We start from the raw sequence: 19,553 nt of genomic DNA, 5'->3' as shown, positions 1-19,553 counted from the left end.
CCCCGTCCGCCCAAACACCGCGCGGGCTGGATTCATCCAGCCCCGCCGGCGTTTGAGGCGCTGGGGGTACCCCCAGCGGTAGCTGGGGGAGGGTCCGGGGGCGGAGCCCCCGAAGGGGGTGCAGGGGCGCAGCCCTGCGGCGGGGGCCGGGGCCGCAGGTCCCGGTTTCGGGAAGGGGCGGGGTGGGGAAACGGCTCCGCGCAGCGGCAGGGCCGGGCCGCCCGTCTCGGCCGCACCGCCACCCCGGGGGGCCTTCGGGCCGCCTGCGCCCCGGGCAGCGGCCCGCGCTCCGGGCCGGCAGCGGTCCGCCTTCCGGGCTCGGGCAGCGCCCCGAGCCCCGGCAGCGTCCTGCGTGCCGGGCTCGGGCAGCGGCCCGCGCTCACGGCCCGGCAGCGGCCGCCCAGGCTCCGGGGCCCGCGGAGGCGGGGAAGCGCGCCGGGGCCCGGCGGGGGCGGCGGCGCGCTTCGGGGGTGCGGGGCTCAGGCCGTGGCGGCGATGTCCGCGTAGCCCTCGATCTCCTGCGGGTTGCGCTTGCCGGGGCCCGTGTACCGGGCGGAGGGCCGCACCAGCCGACCCGTCCGCTTCTGCTCCAGGATGTGCGCCGACCAGCCCGCGGTCCGGGCACACGTGAACATCGACGTGAACATGTGCGCCGGGACTTCCGCGAAGTCCAGCATGATCGCGGCCCAGAACTCGACGTTGGTCGCGAGGACGCGGTCGGGACGGCGGGCGTGCAGCTCCTCCAGCGCGGCCTTCTCCAGGGCGGCGGCCACCTCGTACCGCGGCGCGTCCAGCTCCTTCGCGGTGCGCCGCAGCACCCGGGCGCGCGGGTCCTCGGCCCGGTACACGCGGTGCCCGAAGCCCATCAGCCGCTCGCCCTTGTCCAGGGCCTTCTTCACGTACGCCACGGCGTCCCCGGTGCGCTCGATCTCCTCGATCATGCCGAGGACGCGCGACGGCGCCCCGCCGTGCAGCGGCCCGGACATGGCGCCGACCGCACCGGACAGGGCCGCGGCCACGTCCGCCCCGGTCGAGGCGATGACGCGCGCCGTGAAGGTCGAGGCGTTCATGCCGTGTTCGGCCGCCGAGGTCCAGTACGCGTCCACGGCCTTGACGTGCTTGGGGTCCGGCTCCCCGCGCCAGCGGATCATGAACCGCTCGACGACGGACTCGGCCTTGTCGATCTCCCGCTGCGGAACCATCGGCAGGCCCTGTCCGCGCGCGGACTGGGCGACGTAGGACAGCGCCATGACGGCCGCGCGCGCGAGGTCGTCGCGGGCGGTGCGCTCGTCGATGTCGAGCAGCGGCTTCAGCCCCCACACGGGGGCGAGCATGGCCAGCGCGGACTGCACGTCGACGCGGATGTCGCCGGAGTGCACGGGGATGGGGAAGGGCTCGGCGGCGGGCAGGCCGGGGTTGAACGCCCCGTCGACCAGCAGCCCCCACACGTTCCCGAAGGAGACGTGACCCACCAGGTCCTCGATGTCGACGCCGCGGTAGCGGAGCGATCCGCCTTCCTTGTCGGGTTCGGCGATCTCCGTCTCGAACGCGACGACTCCTTCGAGCCCGGGAACGAAGTCGGACATCAGGCGGCTCCTCAGATAGTGCGGACACGCACGGTTCCCGGCGTGACTCGCGGTCCGGCGCGGTCATCCCCGTTGATGCCCGGCGCGGCCTTCGGCCACCCGTGTGGGGACCTCCGACCGGCCCCAAGATTTTGGCGGCTCGGGATCCCAGGCGGAAGCGTGACATACGGCACACTCGCACGGGCCCTCCTGCGGCAGGATGGCACGTGTGACCGACATGGACCTTGATCCCGCCACCATGCGCAAGCAGTACCGCTCGGAGATCGTCTTCGAGGACAGCCTCGACGAGGACCCCATGAAGCAGTTCGCGCTGTGGTTCCAGCAGGCCGCCGATTCGCACCTCTTCGAGCCGAACGCGATGGTCGTCTCGACCGCGACCCCCGAGGGCCGGCCCAGCTCCCGCACGGTGCTGCTGAAGCAGTTCGACGGGCGGGGCTTCGTCTTCTTCACCAACTACGCCTCGCGCAAGGGCCGCGAGATCGCCGCGAACCCGCAGGTCGCGCTGCTCTTCCCGTGGCACCCCATCGCCCGCCAGGTCATCGTCACGGGTACGGCCTCGCGCATCGGCCGCGACGAGACGGCCGCGTACTTCCGCTCCCGGCCGCACGGCTCGCAGCTGGGCGCGTGGGCGAGCGAGCAGTCCAGCGTGGTCGCCTCGCGCGGCGAGCTCGACCGCCGCTACGCGGAGCTGGCGCAGCGCTATCCGGAGGGCGAGCAGGTCCCGGTCCCGCCGGAGTGGGGCGGCATCCGGGTCGTCCCGCACGAGGTGGAGTTCTGGCAGGGCCACGAGAACCGGCTCCACGACCGGCTGCACTACGTCCTCGACGGGGAGAAGTGGCGGATCGAGCGGCTGTGCCCTTAAGCGTCCGAGCCCTCGGAACGCCTTGGGCGCAGAAGCGCCTCGACCGCAGAGGCGCCTGAACGCAGAGGCGCCTGAACGCAGACGACCCGCGGGCTCGGGTTCTCTCCTGCAGTGAGAGAAGCCGGCCGGACGAACCGGCGAGCCCGCGGGTCGGGTGACTGCCTGGGATTGGCGCCGGGCGTGACCGCCGGGCACCGCACTGGGTGCGTTGCTGACGACGGGCCCTTAGCCCGCAGCCACCTCACGCGTCCGGTATCCGTACATTTCCGGAACCACCTCCCTTCTCGTGTACCGCCGACACTAGAACCCCTTTCCGGGGTCCTCAAGTGATTTATTTCGGGACGATTCGGGGAATGCGGTGTGGGCTGCGTCACGTTCCAGTTCAATGATCTGACGTGCCGCACACGCGCAACACGCGAACACCTGCAGGGGGTGCCAGGTGAGTGGTTCCGGACGTGGTCAACCCACCGACGACCTGCTCGCAGCGCTGCTGGACGGGATGGACGCCGCCCTGTGCGCCTTCGACGCCGACGGCGTGGTCACCCACTGGAACCGCGAGGCCGAGCGGATCCTGGGCTGGACCGCCGCCGAGGCCGTGGGCCGCAAGGGCTTCGCGGGCTGGGCGGCGCGCGCCGCCGACGCCCAGGACGTCGAGGACCGGCTGATGGCCGCACAGGAGGTGCCCGGCCGCCAGGTGAACGAGTTCGCCCTCCTCACCAAGGACGGTGGGCGGGTCCTGGTGCGGACCCAGTCCGCCGGGGTGCCCGGCGCCGACGGCAAGCCCGCCGGGGTCTACTGCGCCTTCAGCGAGGTGCACGCCCAGATCGACCTGGAGCGGTCCATCGCCCTGAGCGAGGCGCTGATGGACGACGCCTCCTGGGGCGTGGTCCTCGTCGACGTGGACCTGCGCCCGGCCGTGGTCAACGCGCACGCCGCCCGCGCCTTCGGCTCCGCCCGCACCGGGCTGCTCGGCCGGCCGCTGGGCGACCTGCTCGCGCAGGGCGCCGAGGAGCTGGAGGGCGCCCTGCAGCACGTGCTCGCCGAGGGCTCGCCGCCCGCGCCGGTCGAGCTGTGGGTGGCGGTGCGCACCCCGCAGGGGGTGCGGCGGCGCTGCTGGCGGTGCGGGTTCCTGCGGCTGGGCTCGCCGCTCGCGGAGGAGCCGGTGCCGCTCGGGGTTGGCTTGCTGTTCCAGGACATCACCGAGGCCCGGCAGGTCGCGCTGGACACGGCGCAGCTGCGTTTCCGGGCCGGGCAGCTGCACCGGTCGGGGCGGGCCGCCGCGGAGTGCGAGGACCCGGCCGAGGCGGCCGGGGTGCGGCTGGACTTCGCCCTCGCCGGTTTCGCCGACCACGCGCTGCTCGACGTACTGGAGCCCTCGTCCGACCCCGCACGGCCGAGGCTCGTCCGCTCCGCCGCGTCGCCGCCGGCACTGGCGGGGCAGGCCGCGCTGCCCGTGCCGTACGAGCCGGGGCACCCGGTGCTCCAGGCGCTGGACCGGATCGGCTCGGTGCGGGCGAGCGTCCCGCGGGGCGAGGCGGCCGAGGGGTGGGCGCGCGCCCGGCAGTGGCCCGAGGACGCGGCGCACGTGCTCTGCACGGTGCTGCGCAGCCGCGGGCGGACCCTGGGGGCGCTGACCTTCGTGCGCACTGCCTCGCGCCCCGCGTTCGAGCGGGCGGACGCGGCGTACGCGGAGGAGGTGGGCGCACGGGTCGCTGCCGACCTCGATCTGGCCACCCGCGCGTGATCGGGCTGCCGTGCGGACGGTCGGAGCTCAGTGGCGGAAGAAGATCCGGTCGCCGTACTGCTGCATGACGCGGCCGTTCCACTCGTGGCCGCCGTCGACGTTGCCCGAGCGCAGCAGCGGCGGCTCGATCCCGCGGGCCGCGAGCTCGCCGGCGGCCGCGGCCATGACGGCCTGCATGATCGCGCTGGTCACGACGGTGGAGGCGGGAGCGAACGGCGCGTCGATGCCGTCGAGGCTCAGCTCGGCGTCGCCGACCGCGATCTTGCTGTCGAGGACGATGTCGCAGTGGTCCTTGAGGAAGGTGCCGGAGGCGTGCCGCGACCGGGTCTCGCGCGCGTACGCCACGGAGGTCACGCCGATGACCGTGAGGCCGAGGGCCCTGGCGTTCACGGCCATCTCGACCGGCAGGGCGTTGCGCCCCGACAGGGAGATGACCACGAGGACGTCCCCGGCGGTGGCGGGGCTGCTGTCCAGGACGGCCCCGGCCAGCCCGTCCACCCGCTCCAGGGCACTGCCGAGAGTGGCCGGCATGACGTCGACACCGGCGGTGCCGGGGACGGCGAGGAAGTTCATCAGGGCCAGCCCGCCGGCCCGGTAGACCACGTCCTGGGCGGGGAGCGAGGAGTGCCCGGCGCCGAAGGCGAAGAGCCGGTTCCCGCCGGCGACCGCGTCGGCGACGGCGGCGGCGGCCGCGGAGATCGCCCCGGCCTCCTCCTCCCGCACCCGCTGCAGCAGGCCGATCGCGGCGTCGAAGAACTGACCGGCCAGCTTGCTCTCGCTCATCGCCGATGGCCCTTCCAGAGGTGGGGTGCGTCCGTGTCCGCCGCTCACCGTGCGGTCTGTACCAAGGACGTGTCAATACGGGCGTCAACCCGGGGTGGAGTGGCGCTCGGATCGTGCCGGGGCTCGTCGCCGGGCACGGGACGGTTGTCGGTCCGATGGGTCAGAATTGGGGCAGGGCCAGCGCACGATAATCCGAGGGGCACGAATGTCCGGACTGATCGACACCACGGAGATGTATCTCCGCACCATCCTCGAGCTGGAAGAGGAAGGCGTGGTCCCCATGCGCGCCCGGATCGCCGAGCGGCTCGACCAGAGCGGCCCCACGGTGAGCCAGACGGTGGCGCGGATGGAGCGCGACGGCCTGGTGGCCGTGGCGAGCGACCGCCACCTGGAGCTGACCGAGGAGGGTCGGCGGCTGGCGACGCGCGTGATGCGCAAGCACCGGCTCGCGGAGTGCCTGCTCGTCGATGTCATCGGCCTGGAGTGGGAGCAGGTGCACGCCGAGGCCTGCCGCTGGGAGCACGTCATGAGCGAGGCGGTGGAGCGGCGCGTGCTGGAGCTGCTGCGCCACCCGACCGAGTCGCCGTACGGGAACCCGATCCCGGGTCTGGAGGAGCTCGGCGAGAAGGCCGAGGCGGACCCGTTCCTGGAGGACGGCATGGTCGCCCTGTCGGAGCTGGACCCGGGCACGGAGGGCAAGACGGTGGTCGTGCGGCGGATCGGCGAGCCGATCCAGACGGACGCCCAGCTGATGTACACGCTGCGGCGGGCGGGCGTGCAGCCCGGTTCGGTGGTCAGCGTGACGGAGTCGCCGGGTGGTGTGCTGGTCGGCAGCGGCGGAGAGGCCGCGGAGCTGGAGGCGGACATCGCCTCGCACGTGTTCGTGGCGAAGCGCTGAGGGGCCGCTGAGGCGAATGTGTGGTGGTGGTCCCGGCGCCTTGCGGCGCCGGGACCTTCCTCCCCTTGCTGACCTGGAGCCCCGAGCTCTCAAGGTCATCCCCTTCGGACCGTCTTCCCCGAGCGGCCCGCCTCCCTGCTGAAAGGATCTCCCTCGGCAGGGGCGGCCAATCCTTGAGCAAGGTCACTCGAAAGAGCGGTGTTGGGCGCGAGAAACCCATTTTCGAATGGGGGTTCGATACTCTGGCCGGGAGCGAAGGGGGTGCATCCGCCGTGGTGGAGCGCATCGATGTGACAGGGGCCGACGGCGTGCGCCTGGCCGCCTGGGAGTTCCGGGATCCGACCTCCGCCACGCCCCCGGGCCCCGAGGCGCCGCGGGTGCTGTTACTCCACGGGCTGATGGGCCGCGCCTTCCACTGGGCGGGCACCGCCCGCTGGCTGGCCGCCGGCCGCCGCGTCGTCGCCCTCGACCAGCGGGGGCACGGCCAGAGCGAGCGCCCGTCCGGCGGGCCCGGCGCGGCGCCGGCCCTGCTGGGGCGGGAGGCGTTCGTGGCCGATGCCGAGGCCGTGATCGAGCAGCTCGGCCTGGCACCCGTGACCGTCGTCGGGCATTCCATGGGCGCCCTCACCGGCTGGCAGCTGGCCGCCCGCCGTCCCGACCTCGTCGAGGCGCTGGTGATCTGCGACATGCGCGCCTCCGCCCTCGGGGAGGCCTCCCAGCGCGACTGGGCCGAGTGGTTCCACCGCTGGCCCCTGCCGTTCCCCTCGCAGGACGCCGCGCGCCGCTGGTTCGGGGAGGACGACCCGCGCGTCGAGCGGCCCGATCCCGGGCGGGGCGCCTTCTTCGCCGAGGTGATGCACCAGGCCCCGGACGGATGGCGGCCGCTGTTCTCCCGGCGCCAGATGCTGACCGCCCGCGAGACGTGGGTGCACGACGCGCACTGGGAGGAGCTGGCGCAGGTCCGCTGCCCGACGCTGGTGGTCCGCGGGCTCGACGGGGAGCTCGGCCGGGCCGAGGCCCAGGAGATGGTCCGGGTGCTCCCGGCCGGCCAGTACGCCGAGGTCCCCGACGCCGGCCACTACCTCCACTACGACCAGCCGGCCGCCTGGCGCGCGGTCCTCGAACCCTTCCTGAACGACGTCCGCGCCGCCCTCTGACCAGGCTCGCGCCCGCGACCCAGGCCCCGCCGCCCGCTGTCGGAGCCGGGCGCCGGCCGGCCTGGGGCAGGGCCTGGGGAGACCCCCGTCCTCCCCGGCCCTGTCTTCGGGGTCAGCCCTTGCTCACTGCCTGGAGGATTTCGGGGAGGGACTTCGCCACCGTCGGGGCGGCCAGGCGGATGCCGGCCCAGGCGGCCGCCGTCCCCCACACCAGGCCCAGCGGGAGCATGGTCCACGCCAGGGACGCGTCGCCGCCGAACGCGAACCATGCCGCCAAGGCGATCACCGGCGAGCAGATCACCGCCGAGGCCAGCATGCCGCCGAAGATGCCCGACCAGGCCAGGCCCGCCTGCCCCGGGACGACGTTCTTGAACGCGCCGTCCGTCGGGATGGAGTACGGGAAGCGGGCCGAGGCCAGCGCGCCCGTGCACAGCATCGACCCCAGCAGGGCCAGCGCCATGCCCAGACCGGCGGGGAAGCCCGCCCAGTCGTGCACCAGCGCCGCGGTGACCGCCGAGACCAGCACCGTGTACGGCACCGTCACCAGCGCCAGGGCGTAGGCCCGCGCCCGCAACTCCACGAACGCGTCCCGCGGCCCGGAGATGGTCTGGGCGACCATCCAGAACGCCGAGGTGTCCTGCCCGAACTGGTTGTACATCTGCACGCCCAGCATGCCCGTGCCGAAGCAGGCGAAGTACACCGAGCCCGTGCCCTGCAGGGCGTTGAACACCGGGATGATCGCGCCGATCGCCAGGGCCGACACCCAGGCGGCCTTGGTCTTCGGATCCCGCACCACGTACCGCAGCGTGCGCTGCATCACCGCGCCCGTGCGCCCCGCCGGCAGCAGCGCCCACAGGCCGCCGCCCGCGGACTCCTTCCCCTTCGCCGGCTGCGCCGCCGCGACCGTCGAGCCGTCCGGGCTCACCATCAGCCGGGTCAGGGTCCGGCCCCAGAACCACAGCAGCCCGAGCACCGCGAGGACGGTGACCGCCAGCTGGGCCGCGGCCTGCGCGTACGCGCCCCGGCTCGCCGAGTCCACCATGCCGACGGCGGTCGCCGGCGGCAGCCAGCGCACCACCGCCTCGGCGGGCTCCAGCGTGGCCAGTCCGCCCGCCTGCATCAGCCGCTGGCCGGCGAAGTTGGCCAACTGCATCCCGACCGCGATGACCAGACCGCTGAGCAGCGCGAGGTCGCGCCCCCTGCGGCTGGTCAGCAGCCGTACGTTCGCCGTGGCGACGGCGCGGGCCAGCGTGACGCAGCCCAGCAGCAGCAGCGGTGCCGCCACCACGCCGGCCGCGATGCCCGCCGCGCCGCGGGCCACGGCCACCACCGAGCCGACCGCCAGGCAGAGCGTGAACAGCGGTCCGATGCCGACCAGCGAGGACGCCAGCAGGGCCCGGACGAGCGGCTGGGGCCGCAGCGGCAGCATGGCCAGCCGGCTCGGGTCGAGCGTCTCGTCCCCGCTCGGGAAGAACAGCGGCATGAACGACCAGCCGAGCGCGAGGATCCCGGCCAGCAGGACGACGACCGTGCCGGCGTGCGCGCTGCCGCGCAGCATGGCCAGGCCGAGGGTCACGAAGAAGGCCACCACCAGCGCGAACACCAGCGAGGTGACGTACGCGGCCTTGCGCTTGGAGGAGCCCTTGAGCCCGTTGCGCAGCAGCGACAGCTTCAGGCGGACGAAGAGCGGGGTCAGGTTCGGGGAAGCGGAGACGGCGCTCATCGGGCGGCCTGCCCGCCCAGCCAGTCCAGCGAGTCCCCCGCGTCGCGCCCGCCGGCGCCGACCAGTTCCAGGAACGCGGCCTGGAGCGAGGGCGCGTCGCCCCGTACGGCGGCGGTCGGGCCCGCCGCGCGGATCCGGCCGCCGGCCATGACGGCGACCCAGTCGCACAGCGACTCGACCAGCTCCATCACGTGGGAGGAGAAGACGACGGTGGCCCCGGAGGAGGTGTAACGTTCCAGCACCCCGCGGATGGTCTGCGCCGACACCGGGTCCACACCCTCGAACGGCTCGTCCAGGAACAGCACTTCGGGGTTGTGCAGCAGGGCGGCCGCCAGGCCGATCTTCTTGCGCATGCCCGTCGAGTAGTCCACCACCAGCTTGTGCTGCGAGCCCGCGAGGTCGAGGACGTCCAGCAGCTGCGTGGCCCGCTTGTCGGTCTCCTCGCCCGGGAGCCCCCGCAACCGGCCCATGTAGCCGAGCAGTTCACGTCCCGACAGCCGCTCGAACATGCGCAGCCCCTCGGGCAGCACGCCGATCCGGGACTTCACCTCGACCGGGTCCGCCCACACGTCGTGCCCGGCGACGACCACCCGGCCCATGTCCGGACGCAGCAGGCCGGTCACCATCGACAGCGTGGTCGTCTTGCCCGCCCCGTTCGGGCCGACCAGGCCGATGAACCTGCCCGCGGGCAGCTCCAGATCGATCCCGGCCACCGCCACCTGCTCGCCGAAGCGCTTCCACAGCCCCTCGACCCGTACCGCCGCCCGCTCTTCGGACGGCGCGGATCGCGCGCCGTCCCTCCGCTCGGCCCCGCCCGTCGCATAACCCTGGTCCGGCATGCGTCTGCCTCTCGCTCTGTTCCCCGTGGTCTACGTCCTCACCCTAGGGCCGCTTCGGCAGGCGGAGCAGTTACGTATGTCATGAGTTTCACGGGATGAACAACCCTGCGCTGACCAGGGGTGTTGGGGGTTTCAGGAGGAGCGCCGGGCGCGCTCCGCCGCAGCCTCCCGGCCGCACGCGTACGCCAGCGCGTCGATCAGCTCCTCGGTGTCCGGCAGCCACCGGTTCGCCGGGGTGGGCCGACGCGCCCACTGGACCGCGCCCCGGCCGCCGAACCGGGTCGGCGGGGCCGCCACGAACTGGCCCTCCCCGCGCACCACCAGGTCGATCGCGGCCGGCGACCAGCCGTACCGGCGCACCATGTCCGGCACCTTCGCCGAGGCGCCCGGCAGCACGAAGAACAGCATCCGGTGGTCGGGCGTGAGCGTCACGGGGCCCAGGGTGCGCTGCATCCGCTCCAGGCGCGCCAGCGCCAGGAACCCGGCCGACTCCGGGACGTCCAGCGCGTCGAAGGTCCGGCCCGTCGGCAGCAGGATCGACGCCTCGGGCCGCTTGCCCCACACCCGCCGCACCTGCACCGCGCTGCCCGTTGCCAGCGCCGCCCAGTCCTTCACCGCGGGGTGCGCGCCCGGCGCCGGGCAGTCCTCCGCCCCACAGGAGCACAACTCCCGCCCGTCGACGGGCTCCAGCCAGGTGCCGGCGAAGACGTCCCAGTGCCGTTCTTCCGCGTACCGCACGGCATGGTCCAGCAGCTGCTCGCCGCGCTGCTTGGGGATGGGTGCGGTCTCCGTGACTCCGATGGTCTCTTCCACGCCCTTCACAACTTCCGCGGTCACCTCCGGTTACGGGGGTAAACCGCCCGGTGGGCGCTGCATCGATCCTGCAAACGGGGCGCACTGATGCACGCGTGGGGGCGCGTGGGAGGCCGGGGCGCCGGAGTTGGGTAGCGACACGACGCAGAGCGGATGATTCTCCGCACATCAGGCGGGAAGTGATCATTCCAACGATCACCCGCGGCCTCTGGGGGTTTCCATGTCAGCCAGGCCTCTCGTCGCCCGCCAGCCGAACGAACGGCTGCAGGCACTGATTCAGGAAGCCGGGTGCTCGAACGCCGGGCTCGCCCGGCGCGTCAACATGTGCGGGGCCGAACACGGCCTCGATCTGCGCTACGACAAGACCTCCGTGGCGCGCTGGCTGCGCGGCCAACAGCCGCGCGGCCGGGCGCCCGGCATCATCGCCGAGGCGCTCGGGCGAAAACTCGGCCGGACCGTCACCATCGACGAGATCGGGATGGCCAACGGCAAGAACCTCGCCTCCGGCATCGGCCTGCAGTTCTCCCCGACCGTCGTCGGCGCCATCGAGCAGGTCAGCGAGCTGTGGCGCAGTGACGTCGGGCGGCGCGACTTCCTGTCCGGGTCGAGCGTGGCCGCGTCCGCGCTGGTCGAGCCCAGTCGGGACTGGCTGATCACCGGTGCCGACGCGCAGGTCGCCCGCAGCGGCGGCGCGCGTGTCGGGATGCCGGACGTGGAGGCGGTACGTGCCACCACGGAGGCGCTCAAGGAGCTCGACCACCGCTTCGGCAGCGGGCACGTCCGGCCCGTCGTCGTGCACTACCTCAACTCCGTGGTCTCCGGGCTCATCGGGGGCTCGTACCGGGAGCCGGTGGGGCGGGCGCTGTTCGCGGCGGTGGCCCGCCTGACCGAGCTCGCCGGCTACATGGCGGTCGACACCGGGCAGCCGGGGCTGGCCCAGCGGTACTACATCCAGGCGCTGCGCCTCGCGCAGGCCGCCGGGGACCGTGCGTACGGCGGCTACGTGCTCGCGGCCTCGATGAGCCACCTCGCCGCCGAGCTGGGCAACCCGCGGGAGATCGCCCAGCTGGCGCGGGCCGCGCAGGAGGGCACGCGGGGGCAGGTCACCCCGCGGGTGGAGGCGATGTTCTACGCGGCCGAGGCGCGCGGGCACGCGCTGATGGGCGACGCCCGGGCGACGGCGGTGCTGACCTCGCGGGCGGTCACCGCGTTGGAGCGGGCGGAGCCGGAGTCGGGGGACGACCCGGTGTGGATCCGGCATTTCGACCAGGCCTACCTGGCCGATGAGCTGGCCCACTGCCACCGGGACCTGGGGCAGGCGGACCAGGCGGCCCGGCAGGCGCAGGAGGTGCTGAACGGCCTGCCGGCCGGGAAGGAGCGGCGCCGGGCGATCGGGCTGCTGCTGCTGGCGGCGGCGCAGGTGCAGCAGCGGGAGGTCGAGCAGGCCTGTCAGACCGCTGCGCGGGCGGCGGAACTGCTGGCCGGGCTGCGCTCCAGCCGGGGCGCGGAGTACCTGGAGGACTTCCGGGCGCGGGTGGAGCCGTACCGCGACGAGGCGGCGGTCCGGGAGTTCGCCGCCCGGGTGGAGGTGGTGGCCTGACGGGGGTTTCGTCCGGGTATGCAGGGGTTTCGGTCGAAGGTGGGACTGACGGGGAGGCTGGGGTCCGGGTAGCGTGAGTCGGCGGTTCCGTAGGTTCGGAGTAGTCGGCGAAGGAGTCCCGGTGACGGAGAACGGACAGGGGAGCGGCCAGCAGGCGGCCCCGGAGGCCGGTGCGCCGTGGGGCCCGGACCCGTCGTACCCCGACGCACCGCCGTACCCGCCGGCCGCCCCCGGGGCCGTACCGCCGGGCGCCCCCGCGCCCGGGCACGTCCTGGGCCCCGGCTACGAGGGCCCGGGCCGGCCGCACGGCTACGGATACCCGCCGCTGCCGGACGCGGCGACCCAGTACATCCCCCCGGTCCCGGCGGATCCGGCGGCACCGGGGGCCCAGCCGTTCCCGCCCGCCCCCGGCCACCACGACGCGGCGACGCAGTACATCGCGCCGGTCCCGGCGGATCCGGCCGCGGGCGGACCCGGCGGGCCCGGCGGGCCGGGGGCCCAGCCGTTCCCGCCCGCCCCCGGCCACCACGACGCGGCGACGCAGTACATCGCGCCGGTCCCGGCGGGGCCGGCCGGCGGGCCGCAGGGCCAGGGCCTGCCGCCCGCTCCGGGGTACGACGAGGCGGCGACGCAGTACATCCCGCCCGTTCCCTCCGGGCCGGCGGCGCCGGGGTACGACGAGGCGGCGACGCAGTACATCCCGCCCGTTCCGGCCGGCCCCGCGGCTGCCGGGCACGACGAGGCCGCCACGCAGTACATCCCGCCCGTGACCGACGGGCTCGACGGTTTCGACGGGCTGTTCCGCGGCGACGCCGGCAGCGACGGGCACACCCAGCACCTGCCGCCGATCCAGGAGCCGGTGCTGCGCCCGCAGCAGCCCGGGCCGTACCCGCCGCGCGGGCCCGGGCAGGGCCCCGTACCGGCACCGGCCCGGCAGCAGCAGTTCCGGCAGCAGCCGCCGCCGCAGGGCGGGCCGCAGTTCGCGCCGCCGCCCCCGCCCGAGCCGGCCCGGCGGGTGCCGCCGGGCGTGATCGCGGCGGTGGTCATCGGCCTGGCCGTGGTCGGGCTCGGCGTGGGCGCGCTGCTCAGCGACGGCAAGAAGCAGAACAACGACCCCGCCGCCGCGGCCGCGACCCCCTCGACCGGCAGCTCGGCCGCGGCCGCCGGCGAGGCGCCCGTGGACCCGGCCAAGTCCCAGGCCGTCCAGCTCGACAAGCTCCTCGCGGACAGCAACGACAGCCGGGCCGCCGTGATCAAGGCCGTCGACGACATCAAGGCCTGCCGCAACCTGGGCTCCGCGGCCGACGACCTGCGTGACGCGGCCCGCCAGCGGGAGGAGCTCGTCACCCGGCTCCAGGACATCACGATGGACCAGCTCCCGGACAACCAGAAGCTGTCCGCCGCCCTGACCAAGGCCTGGAAGGCCTCCGCGGACGCCGACAACAGCTACGCGGCCTGGGCGGACGACGTCGGCGGCGGTGGCGACGGCAAGGGCGGCAAGGGCGACAAGGACGACAAGAAGGGCGGCTGCAAGGACGGCCACGCCCGGAGCACCGCCAACGCGACCGCCGGCGACAGGTCGAGCGCCGAGGCGACCCGGGCGAAGGAGTCGGCCGCGACCCTGTGGAACACGATCGCGGCCAAGTACGCCCTCACCAAGCGCGACAAGTCGCAGCTGTGACCGCCCGGCCCCCCGTATCCGCGCTCAGGCCGGGCGGGGGGTCTGCTCCAGGGTCTGGGTCATGTCCATCGACGCCTCGCCCTGCTGGGCGACGAGCCGCCCGGACTGGACGACCTGGAAGGTGACCCGCCCGTTCACGATGCGCGGGAAGTCGGCGAGGGCCCGCATGTCCTCGTAGCGCCAGCTCAGGTCCGGGGTCAGGCCGCCCGTGCGCACCGGATCCCCCTGGTTCAGCATGCGTGCCAGCTTGCGCGGGGTGACGGCCTCGCCGGACTTGAACCGCTTGAGGGTCTCGCTCAGCACGGTGTAGGCGATCCAGGTGGTCTGGGTGCCGCTGTCGGCGGGGTCCACGGCGTTGTCGGCGAAGGCGTGCTCGGCGATCACCTTCCGCATCGGATCCCACAGCGGGTCGGTCGCCACCGGGTACCAGCCGGTCAGGTACGCGCCCTCGAAGGGGCTCTCCCGGCCGCCGGTGCGGTCGACGAGGGCCTGGCTGACGCTGCCCAGGACCGAGGAGATCTGCGGGTTCCTGTGCTTGTCGTCGACGCGGCGGAACGCGTCGAAGAACGTCTCGGTGCGCTGGCCGAGCACGGCCGTGACACAGCCGCGGTCCTTGCCCGCGGAGGAGCTGGCCAGGGCGGCGCGGGCCTCCGCCGTGTAGTCGGAGGAGTCCTCGGCGGCGCGGATGTCGTCGGCGTCGCCCATCTTGTTGGCCCGCAGGCCGGCGTCGAGCAGGACGGGCATCGAGTCGGCGGCGAGGGTGTCGGGCCGGATCAGGGCGACCTTGCTGCAGGCGCGGCCGAGCTGGTGGCCGGCGCCCGCGAGGAGCACCGGCTGGCCCCCGTTGACGGGGTAGGAGAGGTTGCTCTGGAACTCCTCCGAGGAGACCCCGTACCCGCCGATGAAGGGGATTCCCTCGGCTTCGAGGGGGGCCATGAAGGCGCGCCCGTGCTGGCTGTAGGAGCCGACGACGGCGACGGCCTTCTGGGCCACGGCCTTGCGGGCGCAGTCGGCGGCACCGCTCGGAGTGTTCTTCTCGTTGCAGGTGAGGACGCGGAGCTTTCGGCCGTTGATCCCGCCGCGGGAGTTGACCCAGCCCTCGTACGCCTTGGCCATTCCGGGCATTCCGGGCATGTTGGTGGCCTTGGTGTCCTGAGGGGCGAAGGTCATGACCGTAAGGGTGTCCCCGGAGCCCCCCGAGCCCCCGGGGACCACTCCGCATCCGGCGATGAGACACGCCCCGGCCAACGCTGCAATCGCCGTACGGGTCAAGGGTGTTGCGTGTCGCGCTGTGGTCATGTCCCAGCACCCTTCCGCCCCGGGGGTAACTGGGGAGTGAGGGGGGCGCAACAAAGGGTGACGTCCAGGTGAACGGCGAGGGCGCGCTCCCGCACAGGTGCTTCAAGATCCCGCCAGACCGGAACGTACGATCGAAAGCGTGACATTCGCCCAAGGTTCGAAGAACTCTTCCCGACGCGGCGGCCGCTCCTCCACCATGGGCGGCATGCCCCTGAACGACATGCCGTGGTGGCGCTGGCGCACGAACGTGCGCTCGGCGCTGCACATGCTCTCCGATCCGGCCTTCCACGAGGAGGTCTGGCTCGCCGGCGTCGAGGGATACGGGGACGTCACCGACGCCGTGTACCGGCTCGTCGAGGACACCTGGCTCGACAGCTGGTCCGCCGAGAAGTACGTCGGCACGATCTTCCGCGACACCCAGGAGGCCACGCTCGTCGACGTCGCCGTCCTGCGCGTGCTGCGGATCCTGCACCAGGTCGGGCCCGACGCCCCCGTCTCCGCGTACCTGGAGCACCACGCCTGGCCCGAGGCGGTCCGGGCGGCGCGCGAGGCGCACGTACGGCTGGCGCAGGCGGACGGGGACGATCCGGACGCGGCCCCCCGGTCGCTGGAACTGCTGAGGATCCTCACCCGCGCGGTGTGAAAGGCTGTGGGGTCATGAGCGACCACCCGCACCCCCAGGCCGAGGCCCAGGCCCAGGCCCGCGCCCCGCAGCAGTACGTCCTGACCCTGTCCTGCCCCGACAAGCAGGGCATCGTGCACGCCGTGTCCAGTTACCTGTTCATGACCGGGTGCAACATCGAGGACAGCCGGCAGTTCGGCGACCACGACACCGGCCTGTTCTTCATGCGGGTGCACTTCTCGGCCGATGCGCCGGTCACCCTGGAGAAGCTGCGCGCCAGCTTCGCCGCCATCGGGGACTCGTTCCGCATGGACTGGCAGATCCACCGCTCCGACGACCGGATGCGGATCGTGCTCATGGTGTCGAAGTTCGGCCACTGCCTGAACGACCTGCTGTTCCGGACGCGGATCGGGGCGCTGCCGGTGGAGATCGCGGCCGTGGTCTCGAACCACACCGACTTCGAGGAGCTGGTGCGGTCGTACGGCATCCCCTTCCACCACATTCCGGTGACGAAGGACACGAAGGCGCAGGCGGAACAGCAGCTCCTCGACCTGGTGCGGGCCGAGAACGTCGAGCTGGTGGTCCTGGCCCGGTACATGCAGGTCCTGTCGGACACGCTGTGCAAGGAGCTGAGCGGGCGGATCATCAACATCCACCACTCCTTCCTGCCGAGCTTCAAGGGCGCGAAGCCGTACCACCAGGCGCACGCGCGCGGTGTGAAGCTGATCGGCGCCACCGCGCACTACGTGACGGCCGACCTGGACGAGGGGCCGATCATCGAGCAGGAGGTCGAGCGGGTCGGCCACGAGGTCACCCCCGACCAGCTGGTGGCGATCGGGCGCGACGTGGAGTGCCAGGCGCTGGCGCGGGCCGTGAAGTGGCACAGCGAACACCGGGTCCTCCTGAACGGCACCCGCACGGTCGTCTTCGCCTGACCCGGCACATGTCGGCCTCGCCGCCGAGGCTGAAACCGCCGGTCCCCCGGCTGCCGCTCGGCAGCACGCCGGGGGTCGGCACATCCAGCCCCGCCGGCGATCGAGGCGCAGGTCCGGGCGGAGCACCGGTGCCCGGCGGAGCCGGGTTCCTGCCCGGACCGGGGCGGCGGCTAGGTCGTCTCTTTCGGATCTTGCCGGGCGGCGCCGGTCAGGCAAGATCCGGAAGAGACGGCCTAGAGGCGGCTCAATGAGGCGGCGGCGAAGAGGACGTCCCTGATGGCTTCGCGATCGCCGTGCTGGCCCACGGCGGCCTCCTCCGGGGAGATGTGCCCCGCTGCCAGCTGGCAGAACTCGGCCCCGTCCAGTGCGATCTGCGCCACCGTGTGCTCCGGCGACGGCTTCGCGGCCGGCGAGTCCAGGGCGATGTCCCAGCTGCCGCCGCCCGCGCCCTCGATCTCCAGGTGCAGGGTCCGGCCGGGCGCCCCGGCCGCGACCAGGCTCCGCGCCGGGGCGGCCAGCCCGGCCCGCCTGCGGTGCGCGAGCGCACTCGGCAGGAGCCGGGCCGCCAAGTCGATCATCCGGTTCAGGTGCGGCCCCGACGGCGGGTCGTACGGGTAGTCCACCGCCTCCGCGATGTCCCATGCGTGGACCCAGCACTCGAAGGCCCGCTCCAGGAACGCGTCCCCGAGCGGCAGCGCGAAGGCCCCGTAGTCCACCGAGAGTTCCGCCACGCCCCGCCCGGCGAAGGACACCGTCCGCACCAGCGTGTGCCCCTGCTCCCGCCACGGTTCGCGGACCTGCCCGGTCAGCGGGCCGGTCGCGGAGTTCCAGTAGTGCTCCGTGCGGGCCGTCGCGCCGCCCGCCGTCGGCGCCTGCGGGCCCAGCGGGTCGTCCAGCCCGAGGGCGGTGGCCACCATCCCGTCCACCGAGAGCAGGTGCCCGATCACCCCGGCGACCGTCGTCCGGCGCGTGCGGCGCCGCTCCTCCTCGAACCACTTCAGCCGTACGGGCGTTTCCCACTCGGAGTCGCCGAAGTCCCGCAGCAGCGCGTCGAGCCGCGCGGTCTCGGTGTCGTACGGGCTCGCCCACGCCGGCACCGGGATGCGGGCGGGCCGCTTGCCGAGGCAGTCCTCCAGGACCCGCGACCGCAGCAGCGGCTTCAGGTCGAGGCTCTCCTCGGGGTGCAGCAGCCCCACCGCGTCCCGCAGCCGCAGCGCCTCCTCCGCGCACGGTGCGCACTCGGTGAGGTGCTCCTCCACCGCCTGGGTCTCCTCCGCGGAACACGCGGCCAGCGCCCACGCGCCGAGGAGGGACTTCAGCACCGCGTGCGAGCGGGGCTGCGGCTCGGTCACCGCCACTGGCTCCGGCTTCCGTACCGGCGGGGCGAACCGCGCCTCCAGGTCGTCGGCGGCCCACCGCGGACCCGGTATGCGCGGCGGTCCGCCGGGCTGCTGCTCGTCGGGACCGTCGTGCGACTCGGCGGGGCCGTTCATCGGGGACTTCCGTATCCGGGCGGGGCGGCGTCCTCCTGCGGGAGGGCGTTGGCGGTCGACAGCAGCTGGAGCCCCAGGCGCAGCCTGCGCCGGGCCTCGTCCTCGCTGATCTGCAGGTCGGCGGCGGCCTGCCGGTAGTCGCGGCGCTTGAAGTAGGCCAGTTCCAGGGCGGCCCGCAGCGGCGCCGGCATGGACGTGACGATGTAGTCGGCGCGGGCGGCGGCGTTGGCGCTGCGCACCTTCTGCTCCAGCTCCTCGCGCGAGCCGCGGCCCAGTTCGGCCTGGCGGAGCCGGGCGACGGCCTGGCCCTGGGTGATGCGGGCGACCCACGAGCGCATGGAGCCCTGCTTGGGGTCGTACGCGTCCGGGTTCTCCCAGATGTAGCCGAACACCTCGCGGGTGATCCGGTCCGCGGCCTTCTCGTCGCCCAGCACCCGGTGCGCCAGACTGTGCACGAGCGAGGCGAAGCGGTCGTACAGCTCCCCGAGCGCTGCGGCCTCGCCGCGCGCGAGGCGCTGCTGCATGCGGCGGTCCCAGCGCGGTGGTGCGTCCTTCGGCATAGTGCCCCCAGCCGTCGTGTCGACGCATCGAATGTAATGGGCACCAGCCGGTGTGCGCCCGTTTTGGGAGAAGCTCCCCCTGGAAGAGTGCCGTGCGTGCTAGGCGCGGTGCGGACAGTGAACGGCAGGCCGGGCATCGGCAGATGGGGCGGCGGTGCGCACGGGTGTACGCGCCCCGTCGCGCTTCCCGTGCGCGGGTTCGATGCGGCCACCTCTTCGACGGCTCGGCTTAACGCGCAGGCCGGAAAGGGCTTACGCTCCTGGCTTGTCTTGAACTGCCCCCCACCGCACACGTGAAGGCGGACCCCGAACCATGGACAGCGCAGAATACGAGCGCAAGATCGCCGCCCGATTCGCCACCTTCGACCAGGACGGCAACGGATATATCGACCGCGAGGACTTCAGCGCGGCCGCCCGTGCGGTGCTGACCGAATTCGGCGTCACCGCCCGGTCGGACAAGGGCCAGGCCCTGTTCGCCGGAGCCGAGGCGTTCTGGCAGGGAATGGCCGGGATCGCGGACGTCGACGGGGACCAGCGGGTGACCCGCGAGGAGTACATCACCGGGGCGGCGAAGCGGCTGCGGGACAACCCGCAGCGGTTCGCGGAGATCGCGCGCCCGTTCCTGCACGCGGTGATCGCGGTGGCCGACGCGGACGGCGCGGGCCCGACCCCGGAGGCCGCGGCCCGCGTCCTGCGCGTGCTCGGCACGCCGGGGGAGCTCGCCGGGCGGATCGCGGCGGCCCTGGACGCGGACGGCGACGGCCGCATCCGCGAGGACGAGATCCTGGCGGCCTTCGCCGGCTACTGCGGCGTCGAAGCCCCGGACGCCTGACCCGCGGACGCCTGACCTTCACCGCGTACCGACCGGCCCGCCGGCCCGGGCGCCGGCGCCGGAGCACCCGCGCCCTGCCCGGCCCCGGGCTGCTTCGCCTGCGCCTGCGCCCGGGACCACACGTGG

The 19,553-nt window shown here is 73.7% G+C and carries 17 protein-coding genes; 9 read left to right on the top strand and 8 right to left on the bottom strand.

The genetic code is table 11. The annotated features are described in order from the left end of the window. Positions 1-479: 479 nt before the first annotated feature. Positions 480-1,586, bottom strand: a complete 1,107-nt coding sequence (locus AB0953_RS11555; protein ID WP_366859193.1) for a citrate synthase 2 — start codon at positions 1,584-1,586, stop codon at positions 480-482. Between the two features lie 217 nt (positions 1,587-1,803). Between AB0953_RS11555 and pdxH the strand changes: the two genes are divergently transcribed. Both pdxH and AB0953_RS11545 read left to right on the top strand, forming a co-directional pair. Next, entirely contained in the window at positions 1,804-2,448 is a 645-nt protein-coding gene (pdxH, locus tag AB0953_RS11550; protein WP_366859225.1) for a pyridoxamine 5'-phosphate oxidase, read from the top strand. A gap of 439 nt (positions 2,449-2,887) precedes the next feature. Beyond that, positions 2,888-4,192, top strand: a complete 1,305-nt coding sequence (locus AB0953_RS11545; RefSeq protein WP_366859192.1) for a PAS domain-containing protein — start codon at positions 2,888-2,890, stop codon at positions 4,190-4,192. 27 nt (positions 4,193-4,219) lie between these two features. On the opposite strand, the gene AB0953_RS11540 is transcribed toward AB0953_RS11545, so the two are convergent. After that, a complete protein-coding gene (locus tag AB0953_RS11540) occupies positions 4,220-4,975 on the bottom strand; it encodes an SIS domain-containing protein (RefSeq protein WP_366859191.1) in 756 nt (251 codons plus the stop codon). 205 nt (positions 4,976-5,180) lie between these two features. Here AB0953_RS11540 and AB0953_RS11535 point away from each other — a divergent pair, with 205 nt between their 5' ends. Further along, positions 5,181-5,873: a metal-dependent transcriptional regulator gene (locus tag AB0953_RS11535; protein ID WP_366859190.1), complete on the top strand. Its 693-nt coding sequence runs from the start codon at positions 5,181-5,183 to the stop codon at positions 5,871-5,873. A 272-nt stretch (positions 5,874-6,145) separates the two neighbouring features. Beyond that, on the top strand, positions 6,146-7,030 hold the full coding sequence (locus tag AB0953_RS11530) for an alpha/beta hydrolase (RefSeq protein WP_366859189.1): 885 nt from the start codon (positions 6,146-6,148) through the stop codon (positions 7,028-7,030). 112 nt (positions 7,031-7,142) lie between these two features. Here AB0953_RS11530 and AB0953_RS11525 read toward each other — a convergent pair whose 3' ends face one another. The 3 genes from AB0953_RS11525 to AB0953_RS11515 form a co-directional block, all read right to left on the bottom strand. Further along, entirely contained in the window at positions 7,143-8,753 is a 1,611-nt protein-coding gene (locus AB0953_RS11525; protein ID WP_366859188.1) for a transporter, read from the bottom strand. Beyond that, positions 8,750-9,592 carry an ABC transporter ATP-binding protein gene (locus AB0953_RS11520; RefSeq protein WP_366859187.1) on the bottom strand — a complete coding sequence of 281 codons (843 nt, stop codon included), beginning with the start codon at positions 9,590-9,592 and terminating at the stop codon, positions 8,750-8,752. The genes AB0953_RS11525 and AB0953_RS11520 overlap by 4 nt, the downstream gene beginning before the upstream one ends. Positions 9,593-9,724: 132 nt before the next feature. Further along, entirely contained in the window at positions 9,725-10,405 is a 681-nt protein-coding gene (locus AB0953_RS11515; RefSeq protein WP_366859186.1) for a bifunctional DNA primase/polymerase, read from the bottom strand. Between the two features lie 220 nt (positions 10,406-10,625). Here AB0953_RS11515 and AB0953_RS11510 point away from each other — a divergent pair, with 220 nt between their 5' ends. Continuing rightward, a complete protein-coding gene (locus AB0953_RS11510) occupies positions 10,626-12,005 on the top strand; it encodes a transcriptional regulator (protein WP_366859185.1) in 1,380 nt (459 codons plus the stop codon). 121 nt (positions 12,006-12,126) lie between these two features. Beyond that, on the top strand, positions 12,127-13,686 hold the full coding sequence (locus AB0953_RS11505; RefSeq protein WP_366859184.1) for a hypothetical protein: 1,560 nt from the start codon (positions 12,127-12,129) through the stop codon (positions 13,684-13,686). A 24-nt stretch (positions 13,687-13,710) separates the two neighbouring features. Here the strand turns inward: AB0953_RS11505 and AB0953_RS11500 are convergent, their stop codons facing one another. Then, complete coding sequence (locus AB0953_RS11500) at positions 13,711-14,856, bottom strand: ABC transporter substrate-binding protein (protein WP_366859183.1); 1,146 nt, start codon at positions 14,854-14,856, stop codon at positions 13,711-13,713. A gap of 325 nt (positions 14,857-15,181) precedes the next feature. Here AB0953_RS11500 and AB0953_RS11495 point away from each other — a divergent pair, with 325 nt between their 5' ends. Both AB0953_RS11495 and purU read left to right on the top strand, forming a co-directional pair. Then, positions 15,182-15,628 carry a hypothetical protein gene (locus tag AB0953_RS11495; RefSeq protein ID WP_366859224.1) on the top strand — a complete coding sequence of 149 codons (447 nt, stop codon included), beginning with the start codon at positions 15,182-15,184 and terminating at the stop codon, positions 15,626-15,628. A gap of 14 nt (positions 15,629-15,642) precedes the next feature. After that, the gene (purU, locus tag AB0953_RS11490; RefSeq protein WP_366859182.1) at positions 15,643-16,542 is read left to right on the top strand and encodes a formyltetrahydrofolate deformylase; all 900 of its coding nucleotides are present in this window, start codon (positions 15,643-15,645) and stop codon (positions 16,540-16,542) included. 233 nt (positions 16,543-16,775) lie between these two features. Here purU and AB0953_RS11485 read toward each other — a convergent pair whose 3' ends face one another. Then, a complete protein-coding gene (locus tag AB0953_RS11485; RefSeq protein ID WP_366859181.1) occupies positions 16,776-18,035 on the bottom strand; it encodes a zf-HC2 domain-containing protein in 1,260 nt (419 codons plus the stop codon). After that, a complete protein-coding gene (locus AB0953_RS11480) occupies positions 18,032-18,595 on the bottom strand; it encodes a sigma-70 family RNA polymerase sigma factor (RefSeq protein ID WP_366859180.1) in 564 nt (187 codons plus the stop codon). Before AB0953_RS11480 ends, AB0953_RS11485 begins: the two co-directional genes overlap by 4 nt. A 313-nt stretch (positions 18,596-18,908) precedes the next feature. On the opposite strand from AB0953_RS11480, the gene AB0953_RS11475 reads away from it, so the two are divergent. Continuing rightward, positions 18,909-19,427, top strand: a complete 519-nt coding sequence (locus tag AB0953_RS11475) for an EF-hand domain-containing protein (RefSeq protein ID WP_366859179.1) — start codon at positions 18,909-18,911, stop codon at positions 19,425-19,427. The last annotated feature ends 126 nt before the right edge of the window (positions 19,428-19,553 follow it).

Origin of the sequence: Streptomyces sp. NPDC046866, assembly GCF_040704625.1 — a bacterium.
In the GTDB taxonomy this organism is placed as follows: Bacteria; Actinomycetota; Actinomycetes; order Streptomycetales; family Streptomycetaceae; genus Streptomyces.
Note: the sequence above shows the minus strand (reverse complement) of the source record. Positions and strands in the feature narration are given on the sequence as shown.

Bases quoted from the DNA above. Each gene is read 5' to 3' on its own strand.
- AB0953_RS11510 (WP_366859185.1), top strand. From the start codon at position 10,626: ATGTCAGCCAGGCCTCTCGTCGCCCGCCAGCCGAACGAACGGCTGCAG.
- AB0953_RS11475 (WP_366859179.1), top strand. From the start codon at position 18,909: ATGGACAGCGCAGAATACGAGCGCAAGATCGCCGCCCGATTCGCCACC.
- AB0953_RS11535 (WP_366859190.1), top strand. From the start codon at position 5,181: ATGTCCGGACTGATCGACACCACGGAGATGTATCTCCGCACCATCCTC.
- AB0953_RS11520 (WP_366859187.1), bottom strand. From the start codon at position 9,592: ATGCCGGACCAGGGTTATGCGACGGGCGGGGCCGAGCGGAGGGACGGC.
- AB0953_RS11540 (WP_366859191.1), bottom strand. From the start codon at position 4,975: ATGAGCGAGAGCAAGCTGGCCGGTCAGTTCTTCGACGCCGCGATCGGC.
- AB0953_RS11500 (WP_366859183.1), bottom strand. From the start codon at position 14,856: ATGACCTTCGCCCCTCAGGACACCAAGGCCACCAACATGCCCGGAATG.
- pdxH (WP_366859225.1), top strand. From the start codon at position 1,804: ATGGACCTTGATCCCGCCACCATGCGCAAGCAGTACCGCTCGGAGATC.
- AB0953_RS11525 (WP_366859188.1), bottom strand. From the start codon at position 8,753: ATGAGCGCCGTCTCCGCTTCCCCGAACCTGACCCCGCTCTTCGTCCGC.
- AB0953_RS11480 (WP_366859180.1), bottom strand. From the start codon at position 18,595: ATGCCGAAGGACGCACCACCGCGCTGGGACCGCCGCATGCAGCAGCGC.
- AB0953_RS11555 (WP_366859193.1), bottom strand. From the start codon at position 1,586: ATGTCCGACTTCGTTCCCGGGCTCGAAGGAGTCGTCGCGTTCGAGACG.
- purU (WP_366859182.1), top strand. From the start codon at position 15,643: ATGAGCGACCACCCGCACCCCCAGGCCGAGGCCCAGGCCCAGGCCCGC.
- AB0953_RS11485 (WP_366859181.1), bottom strand. From the start codon at position 18,035: ATGAACGGCCCCGCCGAGTCGCACGACGGTCCCGACGAGCAGCAGCCC.
- AB0953_RS11495 (WP_366859224.1), top strand. From the start codon at position 15,182: ATGGGCGGCATGCCCCTGAACGACATGCCGTGGTGGCGCTGGCGCACG.